We start from the raw sequence: 12,209 nt of genomic DNA, 5'->3' as shown, positions 1-12,209 counted from the left end.
AGTTTGTATTAGCGGCAACCATTGCCGGTGATGTGGATGGTATCGCCTTGCCGGCTGCTGGTTGTATTGAGTGTAGCATTGATAACGTTGAGTATGTAGTCCAATGGCATGTCGTTGAACCGGGCGGAAAGCCGGCAAGCGGCCATTTTTTGTGCGTCGGGCACGATGGTCACATGGAATGCCTTTTCGAGGTACCGGCACGCATCCGTTAAAGCAATATCATTGAATGAAAATGTTTTGGTGGCATAACCGATGCTGTTGATGTCAAGGGTATCTGTTACATATAGTTCCTGGGCCTGCTGATTGTAGATGCCTGTTTGTCCTTTATGGACTATGATCTCTTTTTGCGTTGTATACATTTTTACCACGCCCGATTGCACCTGTACTTCAATGAGCCCGGGCGGCGTAATATCCCGTACATTAAAGGATGTGCCCACCACTTTGATCGTCAGGTCGGCTATACTGATCATAAAAGGATGCTCCTTATTGGGAATCACATTGAAATAAGCTTCTCCCCTTAAGGTCACCTGGCGGTCGTACTTGTTGAAACCAGTAGTATACTTTACTGCACTATGTTGATTGATGGTGATGGTGGTGCCATCGGGCATGGTAGTTGTTTTTATGTCACCTGTGGTTGTCTGGGTAATGTAGACGGGATCATTGGATGCCTGCGACCGGGGTTCTTTGCTGTGGTTGAACCAAACGAATGGCAGGATGATCAATAGACCGATAATGGCTGCTGCTGCATACCGGTGGAACAATAACCTTACTACAGCCGGTTTTTTGCCTGGTGGCAGCATGGCTTCCAGTTCGGACCATGCCTGCTGTGTGGACGGCGTTTGAGGTGTGGCAGCACCCGGAAGCTGATGCCAGAGCGCTCTGATCCGTATGAATTCCCGGGCATTTTCCGGATTTGCCAGCCAGTCCTCCAGTTGCATGGCTTCTTCGGCGTTTGCTTCACCGGCCAGGTATTTGCTGATGAGGTCCATCATGGTATTTTTATTTGTTGCATTCATGGTGTAAGCATTGGGTTATACATTCAGATAAGCAGCCAGATGATCCAGCTAATAATGAGGTCGGCCAATTGTTCCCGGAGTAACCGGAGGGCTTTTCCCATCTGGGCTTCTACTGTTTTGACAGAGATGTTCATTTCCGTGGCAATGACAGTATATCTTTTTCCTTCGAGCCGGCTTTGGGAGAATACTTCTTTACATTTTGGTGGCAGGGTATCAATGGCTTGTTGAATTCGCGCTCGTATTTCTTTTTCTTCAGCGGTAGGTGTGCCGCTGGTCAGGAGAGTGGGAGCGATCTGTTGATGATGGCCGTCCCTGATCTTACGGTTGCGTATGGTGTTTAATGCGAGGCGGTAAACAGTGGTATACAGGTAGGAGCGGGCTGCTGCAGGGAAGTTGATCGCTGTACGCTTCTCCCATAGTTTAATGAAGGCCGACTGGACAATGTCTTTTGCTTCCGCATTGTCTTTTACTATGGCAAAGGCATAGTCGAACAACCGTTCGAAATAGGCATGAAAGCATTGTTGGTAGTGGTTTTCCACCTGGGTATACGCCTGTTTTTGTTTAACGGCACTTGTAACGGCTTCGTTTTGCAGGATCAGTATCATATTACTGAGACACATGAACGGCAAAAAGCCCTTACTGCCTGCAGCGGTTTCTATGATTAAGTTAAACCCTTTTCAGTGGCAGGTGGGGTAAAATGAGCCGAACGGCCGGCAGGCGTATACAAAAGGCGGGTAACGGGGAGTTAATTCACTCCCCATTTCACCTTTCCGGTATTGACAACGTTCTTTTTAAGCAGCTTCCTGACCTTCCTGAAAAGATACTTTACAAATGTATAGGTCATATTGGGGATGGTAACGGGTACCAGCACCATTACGCCCATTTGTTCTTTATAACCGGGATTGATGGTTAAAAAGTGCTGTACATCTGCATCGGTGCTGGCCTCAAACCGTTCAATATCACACTCCTTAAACTTGACCTGGAAATGTATTTTCAATACAAAGGGGGCTACCTTTTTGCGGCTAAGGTTCATAGAGTCCAGCAGGTCGTCGGCAAATTCCAGGATATCCGGAGAAGCGGGCTTGTTCCTCCTGGGATAGCAGGTAAGGGTATATTTACAGATCATGGCATACATGAGCGGATTGGCCATGAAACCAGCTACATATACCGGTGTGAAGAGGTGCTTCAGTTTATACCGCATGTATTTGTAGAAGAGTCCATGCAGGGGGAACCTGCCTTTTTTATAACAATCCAGCAGTCCAAAGGCCGATCTTAAAACTACCACTTTCTTTCCCCTGACTTTCCTGGGATAGGCGGCAGATGTACAAAAGCCAGCGAGGTTACCCTCGCTGTAGATGAAACTGATCTCCAGGTTATCGGGGTGCTGTCCGAACAGGTATTGCCGGAACTCCCGCATGGTGAGGTCGGGATTTAAGGTCAGTTTAAAGATCTCATAGAGCGAATCAGATACGGAGCCGATGGAGTTCACATCGCTCAGGTCATAATTTTTCAGCGTATACATGGCGCTAATTTTAAGGTTACAGAATGCTGTTTTCCGTAGCCTCCGGAAGCTTTATGATGCTGTACAGTCTTGTTTCAGAAATAATAACCGGTTATTGTTATTTACCCTGTAAAAATGGAGTGATGGCAGGGGGATGCCAAGCAGGAGGGAAAAACAGGGGAACTGAAGGGATAAACAGGTAGTTAAAGGAAGAGGCCTTTGAGTATGGCCAATGTTTTTTGAGTGCGGTATGCCTCGGATACTTCATAGCGCTTGTCGCCAATGTAGTATACCCAATCACTTTTACCCTGACTCGTAAACAGTTTAGCATTGATGATCTCCTGGCCGCTGAAACGGAGGAAATGTGGCGGCAGCTCTGCCTGGCATTCTGTAAGCGACTTGTGGTACAGGAACTCCCGGCCGTTTGACAGATAAAGCACCACGCTGTTTTTCACCATGGTAGTGGTACGTACGAAAGATAGTTCAGTCCACAGTATCCGGGTCCTTCTAAATCCCATTCCTGTGTCTTTACTTCCTTTCAGCTCTTTTACATAGAAAGAAGCGCCTTCCTTTCGTATTTGATCCGCTATTTCTGCCAATGGTAATAAGCGCTTAATATCCGCCTTCAGTTGTTGCAACTCAAGCGGCTTGCCCAGTTTTACCACGAACCCATCTGCACGCATCATGCCCGACCGCCGCAGGTTTTCATCGTTGTTATGGGCACTCAGGAAGATAACCGGGCTATAGTAGGTATCCCGGATGAACTGGCCTATTTCAATACCGTCCTTTTTATTTTTCCCAAGATCAATATCGAGAATGGCGATATGGGGAATGTCGGTTTGCGTCACCGCTACTGCATCCTCATAGTTGTCAATGAATGGTTTTCCCGGATAGGCCAGCACTTCATAGCCTTCGGCTTCCAATATGTTTTGTACATGCATGTAGCTATAGGCTTCATCTTCTACCAGTAGTATTTTTATTTTAGCAGCCATTTGTAAGGTATTAGAGGAAAAAAAATTCAAAGCCAACACCAGCTTCCTGCTTTTCGCGGATAGTAGCTTTCAACTGGTAGGCCAGCGCTCTCACCAAATGTAGTCCTTTTTGGGTGCCGTGGCTGGCCGACTGCTGCATGCCGGGTCCTGAATCGGTTATGGAAAGGTAATATTGCTCATCGTTATTGATACTGCATGTCACTGAAATGGACCCCATAGTCTGTGTTGTGAAAGCATATTTAAAGGAGTTGGTGACCAGTTCATTTAATATCAGGCCCACTTTACCGGCTTTACTGCCGCTCATGGTTACGGGGGCATTGATGTACAGGGTTATTTTATCCTCATGGTCATAGGAGGCTTTTAATCCCTTACAGATCTTTTCAAAGTATTCCTGCAGCGCTACATCCTCTGTTTTGTTGTCACTGAGCATCCGGTAAAGCACCATGAGCGGGTCTACTTTTTCTTCCAGCAATTCAAAAGAAGGTTTATCCGAGGAGCGGGTCTTAACAAGGCTGATGATAAAGGAAATATTATTCAGCGTATTGCCTACCCGGTGGTCCAGTTCATCCTTCAGGTGTTCAATGGTTGCTTTGTCTTCGATGGCCCGCTGCTTATCGGCCAGGGCCCTTTTCCGGTTCTTTACCTGCACATACAGCAACAGGCCCGATACGGCCAGCAATAGGAAGGAAAAAAGCAGGATGAGGTTGCGTTGGTTGAGCTGTTGCTTTGTCAACAGGCTTTCCTTTTGAGCAAGTTTGGTGCTGTCCTGTGCTTCTCTTACTTTGAACCTGGCTTCTACCTCAGCAATTTTCCGGTGTTGCTGCTGGGTGATTAAGCTATCAAATACAGGCTGGGTGCCTGTAGCCGGGTTGAATGTCATGGTATCATCCATCAACAGGGTAGTGTCGCCCGTAAGCAACATCTTTTGTATTTTTTCTTTAGCGGGAGGACTATAACCCTCAGTAGTCGCTATATCTATAGCTCCCTGTAAAAGTTCTTTGGGTACTGTTGAAGATAATTGCCCCATCATTTTTTTGATCAGGGTATCCGCTTTTTTAAAATTGCGGGTATCTATCGCATTGGAAGTCTCGTATCCTGCAGCGTAAAAGTTCAGGAGGGAATTGTTGTACTGTTTCAGGGTTTCTTTGGATAATGTAGTATAGTAGTCTGAGCTGTCCTTTTGATCCGCCTTGGCATAATAGCGCCCCAGGTAGGAATAAGAGAGACCGAGTCCTTGCCCGTAATTGTATTGCCGGAAAGTACGGAATGCTTTATTGATGCAAATGAAAGCAGTGTCATATTTGCGCTGGTTAAAATAAACGTCGCTCATCTTTAAAGAAATGTAGGCCGCCTCAAGGGGAGCACCTGCTTTTTCAAAAACAGCATAGGCCATTTCATAATAAGGGACTGACCTGGAGGAGTTGCCGGTGGTTTGGTACAGGAAAGCCAGTTGGCCGTATACCCTTGCCAGTTCCTCTTCCTCGTTAAGTTTCTTCAATTCCTCTACTGCTTTGAAGTAGTACATGGCGGCACTGTCATGTTTGAACCGGTATAAATAACCATCGCCTACCTGGCAAAAGGAGCGGCCTATTAAGCGTTTGTTTTGCAGGAGCTGAGCATAGTGCAGGCCATTTTCTGCCTGTGCAAGAGATTCTACGGGCCTGAACCTTTTAAAGTGATAAAACGCTTTTACCTGTGCTGCTATACATTTCCGGAAGGTAGTGTCGGCTTCCTGCGCCAGAGAATCCAATCCAGCGATGTATTTCTCTGCCTGCGGTACCTGGTTAGTATTCAGGTAGTCTTTGGCGCATAGCTGTAATGCATCAAAGAGCAGGGCAGTATTACCGGAGCGGCCGGCATAATGCATAAAGAGAGAGTCCATTACAAAAAGCCGGGCATTTCTTTCCGGCCTGTATAGATAGCTCAGTTGCCGGTAGCTTTTGGCCATCAGCAGGTGATTGTTCAGCCGGGTACTGATAGAGAGGCTCTCCAAGGCATAAATAGCCGCTTTTTTAGGGTCCTTTTCCTTTTCGGCCAGCGCCAGCAGTTTTATAACCTTTGAGGAATCAGAATAAATTTCTGCCTGCGTGGACAGGCCAGTCAGGCAGAAGTATAATACAATTATGATGAAGGTGGTTGTCCGGGGATTCAATGTTTTATAAAATATACATAACTAATTTAGGATAAAAGCGCTTACTGTTTCACCAGCTTACTGCTTTTCCTGGATTTTTTGCTGTCAAATTCAATGATATAGATACCTGCCGGCAGGTGCCGCACGTCCCATTTCAGCTTGTGCGTACCGGTAGTAAACAGGCGGTTGGCTATGGCGCTGATCTCCTTACCCTGCAGGTCCCTGATCACGATCCGTACTTGTTGTGGCTGCGGCAGGCTAAACTCCAGCCAGGTAGTGGTGGTGGCAGGATTGGGGTAGGAGCGTACATAAAAGCCATCCCCTGGCGGATCGTTGATGCCCGTTACCTTGCCTGTTACCAGGATGCTTGCCTCTGCCTGGGTTTTGCTATTTTCTATATTGCCGGCATAGTCTTTGGCAATGCTGTAGAATTTGTACAGGCTGTCTTTAGTGCCTGTAAAGATGGCCTCTTTCGCTGTTATGTCATATAGCCATAACTGAAAAGGCCCATTGTTAATGGCATAATAAATATCGTAACTCCTTATGCCCGACCTGTCGTCTGTGCCGTCCCAACGCACGGTGAATGTCGTATCTGTTGTTTGGGCGGGAAGGTTTTGTATCCTGCTCGCCGGGCTGTTCAGGTCAAAAACATTTAGCCAGGTATTGGTAATGATAACAGGGTTGTAGTCAAACTTGATATAAGCCTTGTTACTGATGGCATCCCCCGATTGTATACCACCAACCGGATCTATTACAAAGGAAACATATCCCTGCCCCTTGGGTGAAATTTTATCCGGCGGCAGGAAGCCATCCAATGCATGGGTGGTGATTTGGTTAGTAGAAGGGTCAATGGTATAGAATTTCCATTGTATGATACCTGTTGCGGGACTAAAGGTCGCCACTACCCTGGCCTTTACTCCATACCGGGCAATGAAATCAAAATCGTGGAAGAAAGATTGCACAGGGGTTCTTAATGTATATACAGAATCTCCAATAGTGACGCCTGTAAATCCGAAACTTCCCAGGTTATAGAGCGGGCTGCTTAGCGTGTCTGTCACTGTAACAGTTTGTACGTTCAGGTTGGCTGCCGGGTCATTTTCAAAGCCGATGGTGTAGTGCATTTTGCCGGAAGTCGTAAAATGATTTTGCGAGCCATCACCGGGACCATATTTAGCATTAGGGTCCCAGGCGTTTCCGATGATCACATTGAGCACGTCCACCGCATCATATTTAAATACCGGGACACAGTCTTTGGATACCCTGGCTATTTCAGCCACGGTGGCTGCATATTCTACATAGTGTTGAATAGCCTGTAATCTTTGGTTCAGGACAACGGCCGGTATTACAATCAGAGGTTGACCTACATAGGGGGCGCCAAGGCCTATCGCAGATACAACTACCCTTGCACAGCCCAATCCCTGTACAGTCATAGATAATGCTAGATCTGAGAAGTCCAGGACCTTGGCGATTGTTTTTTGATCTGTTCTTTTGGGGCTTGCTGTATAGAAATAAGATAATACCTTTTTGATGGCGGTGTCTGAGAAACAGGTGTAGATACCTGTGAAGTCTTTATCTGCCCCGAATCTTTTTTCCAGTATTTTCTTCATCGCTATGCCTGTTACCTGCTCCAGGCAATAGTTGATATCTGCGATCATTTGGGCCGGATCTGCCTGTCCGCTGCTATTGGGGGCCGGAGGTACAGCTAAAGGTTTGCCCAGACTAACCTTTATTTGGGGCAATATGTGCAGCGGCGTAGTATCCGGTACATGGAAGACGCATTGTAGTGTGCCTGTTGAATGTGCTGGTATACGGTCAAGTAAAAATAGCCGGTAGCTGCTATTGGATAATGTATCATGATGGGTAGGGGGCACCGGATAATCTGATAAGTGCAGCGTATCGGCTCCCGGCATGCCGTCAAGTTTGAACAATGGATTCAGGACTTCAATGTCAGTACCCAATGGCAAACCACCAATGTACAAAGGAACAATGGCTGCGTCGGTATTGCTGGTATTGGTATAGGTAACATTGTATACCTGCTGAAACCCGATGCGCAGTATGCTATTGCCGGATATTTTTACAGCTAATTTGGGTTCTGTTCCATCTTCGATGGTGAAAGCCTGGAATAAGGTATCTTTTTTACCGTCCGGGAATACTGCAATGACATCCCATATTCCTTTTTTGCTGCCTGTTAAGTTGAAGGCGGCAGACAACAGGCCGGTATGCTGTATAACAGGGGTATCTGCTTTTATGTTTTGTTCGCCTGTTTTGTGCAGGTATACGATCATGTCCTTTGCAAACCCTGCACCTCTTATATCAACTGTTACAAATCCCGTATTGCCGCCTTTATCGCTGCTAATGCTTTTGAGCCCCCTGATGACAACCTGTTTGGTTAGAGAGTCTGCATTGCAGAAATTAGAGACAATTTGTTTAACAATATAGCTACCTACTGAATCGTATATATGAAAGGGAGTACTTATTGTATCTGATTTTTTATCGCCAAAGTGCCATGTGTAGCGGGTGACTCCTGCTGCTGAATCTATAAAGTTTACCTGCGTTCCTTCTGTGATAAAATCAAACCCGGCTTTTGCCACATTGCCCGCACATACTTTCACCTGTTTTTTATGTACCAGGCTTTTCTGGCCGGTATTGGTAACGGCCCATATATACATGGTATATTCTTTTTCAGGCTCCAGCTCACTGAGGTTGGCGGTGAAGTCCAGGCTGACTGCAAGAGCAGGAGCGGGCAGGGTATAGGTATAGGTGCTGGACAGTACACCGCTGCGCTCAAAGTAATAATCAAATGCTTTAATGCGGGTGGTGTCGGACGACTGATCGAGGTAAACCAGTTTTTGCTGGGTGAGTGACCAGTGGCTTTCATTATCGCGCATACGTACAAACAGTGTATGAAATCCATACGACAGGTTGTCCAGGGGAATGGTGTAATTCAGTGTGGTGTTGGCGCTGCCTGTTACAGGAAGGGCAATACCCTGACCTGCACCCGGATCCGTATCAAAAAAGTATTCGGCTCCTGTAACCGTATTGCCGGCTGGTGGCAAGACATAAAAGGCATGCCAGGCAGTAAGCGACCAGCGGCCTTGGGCATCCCTGGCGCGTAGGTACAGGGTATGGTAACCCACCTCCACATTGGTGAGCGGCGCTGTAAAGTTTTGTTGTATATCATTGCCGGCTGTTATATTGATGGCAGTACCGTTGCCCCAGCCTGGATCATGGTCGATAAAGTATTCCAGCCGGGTTACCTGGCCTATCAAAGGTTGTACTATACCCAGTAAGAGGGATAACAGAAATAGATACCGCATATACTTACTGGTTTACTTTTGCTTTGATGGTTACGGGTAAACCGTTTTGCTTGCTGCCAAAGCCATCGGCCACCAGTTCATAGATGGCAGGGATGGGCGGCATGCCCGACAGGACGTAAGGCATGCTGCCACCATAGATGCCCGGCTGGGAATTGTTGTAACCGGCTGTGAGGTAGGGAGAGCTGGTCTTTATTTTATACTGCCCATCGGTACTGTTACCGGTAGGCCCGGCAAAGAGTTGCGTGGCGTTATAGGTTTGGTTGCCATTGGAGGCCGGAAGCTGGTTGCTGCTGACGAGGTTGTTCTGTACCTGGGCCGAACTTACCGTAACCACGGCACCGATGCCGGTGATAATATTGCTCCGGAAGAGGGAAGTGGTGAGGATAACAGTGCTCTGGAAGATATTATACTCCACGGCCGCAAATGTCCGTTGATAAGAGGAATTGGAAGTAATATTGACGGGGTCACTAATGAAATTGTTTTTCAGTACCACATTGGTAAACTTGTCTGTTGTATAATAGTTGGCTATGCCACCCTCCAGGAAAAAGTTTTGCAGTATTTGTACATTGTTTATATCTCCTGTGAGGTAAAGCCAGTTGGGAATAAAACAGCGCATGATGATCACATTGCTGGCTTCTATAAAGGGCGCATTCTCCGTATAATAATCTGAAAAGTTAAGCCCGATCAATATCGTACCGGCTGCTGAGGGTTTAATGGTGATCTTTGATACGATGGATTGCGCGGCGGCTGATTGGGTTTGTGCATTTTCAGTAAGCAGGTACCCGGTGCCAATCAGTACCAGGCGTTTGGTCATTGTAAATGCCGGATGCACCACAGCCGTACCTTCTATGAGCAAGGTGTCTCCTGCCAGTACAGTAGCGGCGTTATGTGCTTCTGGTATTGTTTTAAAGAGTTTCTGAGCCGGATCAGTGGTCAGGGTATTGTTTACCCGGAAGGTGTTGGGCCGGGCTGATTGAATAAACAGTATGGCTGCAAGAATAATAAGTAATGCTCTTTTCATAAATCAGGAGGGGTTTACAGGTGTAGTAAGTGGGTGATGTAGGGTTATAAGATTAAAAACCTTTGGGCTTTGTCTTAGCGGGTGTTTTGGATGCGGCGGCAGGTTTGGCAGTGGGCTTTTCTGTTTCCTTTGGCTTCTGGGCTTCTGCTAAAGCGGCCTGTTCCATCTTCTGTTTTTCTTCTGTAAGCCGGGCCATTTTCCGGGCTGCCTGTTCTTCGGTGTCTATCAGCACCAGTACTTCCCGCACATTACCCCGGAAGGTAGCATTGGCATTGGCTGCCTGCTCAAATGCTTTGCGTGACTCTTCATATTTTCCTGCATATAATAATGCCAGGCCATAGTTAAAGAAAGCAGGCGCCTGGTGTTTACCTTTCAGGCTTTTGTCTTCTGTATATTCTTTGAAGATGCTGAGGCCGGCATCATACTTCCTGTCCTGCAGGAAGCCTACCGCTTCCCTTAGCTTTTTAAAAGGGCTTTTAAAAAGACCGGGATCAGAGAACTGTAAGGTTGTTTTTACCTCATAGGGCACTATCAGCCGGGCAATTTCTTCGCCCAGGTCTTTAGTGGCCTGCCTGGTTATTTCGCCCACATCGAGTTTGTTGGGAACGGAGCAGTCTTCCTTGGTCTGCTTCTCAACCGGTTTGGTTACTGCATCATTGTAAATAAGCTTTCCATTCTTCAGGTCAAAGATTTTCAGTTGGATGCTTACAGTCCCTTTCACTTCATAATAATATTTACGGCTGCATCCGTTTACAATAATAGACTGGTCCTGGTAAATGAGTTTTTGTTCCAGGTTATTGCTTTGCAGCCTGCCGGTGATGAGCAAGGCATTGCCCAGCTTTTTGTTCAGCTCCCGGGTTGTTTTTTCGTCAATCACCTGCAGGTCGCGGAATTTTTGATCACCCAGTATTTTATCCAGCGTGTTTTTCTCTACTACTTCCAGTGCCTGTGCATTGAAGAGCCGGGCAGAGAGGGCATCGGTCAGGTCCAGGCTCAATTCTGTTTTGGTGCCCAGGGGGCCCACAATATCACCAACGGCTACCTGCCTGTACTGGCTTACATCCAGTTCGGGTGGTCTTTGGGAAGCGAGTGTAACGGAGGTCTGGGCCATTGTGCAGTAGTGGCCAACGGCCAATAAGATTAGGGTGAAGCACCTTTTCATAATCTGATGAGTTAACGGGTGTAAAAATTGATTACATCATATTGCTTCAGTATACAATATGACCGGTCTTATAAAAAGGATAGTTTGCGTGGTCCTTCAACAGGGGAAAGGAAGAATGGGCAGCATGCGGCTACCGGCTGCGGTGTGTATGCTGACCGGCTTCAAAATTTGGAAAATCCGTGCAGGTAAGTTGTCCCCCCGGAGGTGACAAAACAATAAATATTACAGTAATCCTGCCTTTTGGAGATAAATGGCTGCTTCCAGCGCGGAGGAAAAATCATGGTGAAAGTATTCCCGCGCTTTTTGGAGGAAACGCTTGTAATACGTGACGATGGTACTGGGCAGTACACCCAGGGTATCGGCAATTTGCTGCTGACTGATGCCTGGCTGATAAGCGAGCATACGGGCCACCTGCAGCTCATTGACGGAAAAGACCTTCATGCCGAGGAAGTTTTCTAATACTTTTTTCATGATGATCTCGCCCCGCTCGGTTTCCTGTTCGCCTTTGTCGGTAAAAAAAGAAGGGGAGAGGGGCTCGCCATTGTATTGGCCGATGATGGTAAACTCATTGAGGTATTCCGTCAGGCGGTTCTTTGTATCGTATTGGAATACCGAAGCGGTCCTTTTCAGGAGGAGGTAATGGCCTTTCGCATGTTTGATCGCCGTAAGGCTGCTATAGCGTTGTACCATGAATGCGAGGTCAAACTTACCTATACAGAGTATATTGGCCATTTGCAGGAATACGGCATGCGCTGCTTTTTGCAGTCCGGGATGTACGAGTCCCCAGTATTTTTTCAGGGTGAATTCTTTTTCATAGTACCCCAGCCAGCGCTGTATGCCGCCGCTTTGACTGATCTCAAAGCTGGTCATGTCCACCACAAAGTAGAACCTTTCACCACCGATGGTACGGCTGATGGAATGGATCTCTTCTTCCTGTTGTGCTACGGATACTACCGGTGAATCCGGCTGTTCCGGGAATAAACTGATGACGTGTTTCCGGAGCTGGTCAAAGTCGGAAGGATCGGGGGTATGCTTCATCTGGCATATTTACGAAAAAAAATGTACCGGA

9 protein-coding genes are annotated in these 12,209 nt (G+C 47.0%); all 9 read right to left on the bottom strand.

The window, feature by feature from the left end; genetic code table 11:
• Positions 1-8: 8 nt before the first annotated feature.
• Positions 9-1,016, bottom strand: coding sequence for a FecR domain-containing protein (locus HB364_RS22470; protein WP_167290582.1), 1,008 nt, complete (start codon positions 1,014-1,016; stop codon positions 9-11).
• 23 nt (positions 1,017-1,039) lie between these two features.
• The gene (locus tag HB364_RS22465; RefSeq protein WP_167290581.1) at positions 1,040-1,636 is read right to left on the bottom strand and encodes an RNA polymerase sigma-70 factor; all 597 of its coding nucleotides are present in this window, start codon (positions 1,634-1,636) and stop codon (positions 1,040-1,042) included.
• 125 nt (positions 1,637-1,761) lie between these two features.
• Positions 1,762-2,538: a hypothetical protein gene (locus HB364_RS22460; RefSeq protein WP_167290580.1), complete on the bottom strand. Its 777-nt coding sequence runs from the start codon at positions 2,536-2,538 to the stop codon at positions 1,762-1,764.
• Between the two features lie 182 nt (positions 2,539-2,720).
• Positions 2,721-3,509, bottom strand: a complete 789-nt coding sequence (locus HB364_RS22455) for a response regulator (protein ID WP_167290579.1) — start codon at positions 3,507-3,509, stop codon at positions 2,721-2,723.
• 10 nt (positions 3,510-3,519) lie between these two features.
• Positions 3,520-5,661, bottom strand: coding sequence for a sensor histidine kinase (locus HB364_RS22450; protein WP_167290578.1), 2,142 nt, complete (start codon positions 5,659-5,661; stop codon positions 3,520-3,522).
• A gap of 41 nt (positions 5,662-5,702) precedes the next feature.
• Positions 5,703-8,957, bottom strand: a complete 3,255-nt coding sequence (locus HB364_RS22445) for a DUF7619 domain-containing protein (protein ID WP_167290577.1) — start codon at positions 8,955-8,957, stop codon at positions 5,703-5,705.
• 4 nt (positions 8,958-8,961) lie between these two features.
• Positions 8,962-9,978: a hypothetical protein gene (locus HB364_RS22440; RefSeq protein ID WP_167290576.1), complete on the bottom strand. Its 1,017-nt coding sequence runs from the start codon at positions 9,976-9,978 to the stop codon at positions 8,962-8,964.
• A gap of 52 nt (positions 9,979-10,030) precedes the next feature.
• Complete coding sequence (locus tag HB364_RS22435; RefSeq protein WP_167290575.1) at positions 10,031-11,140, bottom strand: CsgG/HfaB family protein; 1,110 nt, start codon at positions 11,138-11,140, stop codon at positions 10,031-10,033.
• Between the two features lie 222 nt (positions 11,141-11,362).
• Positions 11,363-12,178 (bottom strand): helix-turn-helix domain-containing protein, encoded by an 816-nt coding sequence (locus tag HB364_RS22430; RefSeq protein WP_167290574.1) that lies wholly within the window; start codon positions 12,176-12,178, stop codon positions 11,363-11,365.
• Positions 12,179-12,209 lie beyond the last annotated feature (31 nt).

This window comes from Paraflavitalea devenefica (assembly GCF_011759375.1).
Classification (GTDB): domain Bacteria; phylum Bacteroidota; class Bacteroidia; order Chitinophagales; family Chitinophagaceae; genus Paraflavitalea; species Paraflavitalea devenefica.
The sequence above is the reverse complement of the archived record's forward strand: the minus strand, read 5'-3'. Positions and strand labels throughout refer to the sequence as shown.

What these genes read in the sequence shown, in the direction of transcription:
- HB364_RS22470 (WP_167290582.1), bottom strand. Translation starts at nt 1,016, where the DNA reads ATGAATGCAACAAATAAAAATACCATGATGGACCTCATCAGCAAATAC.
- HB364_RS22465 (WP_167290581.1), bottom strand. Translation starts at nt 1,636, where the DNA reads ATGTGTCTCAGTAATATGATACTGATCCTGCAAAACGAAGCCGTTACA.
- HB364_RS22460 (WP_167290580.1), bottom strand. Translation starts at nt 2,538, where the DNA reads ATGTATACGCTGAAAAATTATGACCTGAGCGATGTGAACTCCATCGGC.
- HB364_RS22455 (WP_167290579.1), bottom strand. Translation starts at nt 3,509, where the DNA reads ATGGCTGCTAAAATAAAAATACTACTGGTAGAAGATGAAGCCTATAGC.
- HB364_RS22445 (WP_167290577.1), bottom strand. Translation starts at nt 8,957, where the DNA reads ATGCGGTATCTATTTCTGTTATCCCTCTTACTGGGTATAGTACAACCT.
- HB364_RS22440 (WP_167290576.1), bottom strand. Translation starts at nt 9,978, where the DNA reads ATGAAAAGAGCATTACTTATTATTCTTGCAGCCATACTGTTTATTCAA.
- HB364_RS22435 (WP_167290575.1), bottom strand. Translation starts at nt 11,140, where the DNA reads ATGAAAAGGTGCTTCACCCTAATCTTATTGGCCGTTGGCCACTACTGC.
- HB364_RS22430 (WP_167290574.1), bottom strand. Translation starts at nt 12,178, where the DNA reads ATGAAGCATACCCCCGATCCTTCCGACTTTGACCAGCTCCGGAAACAC.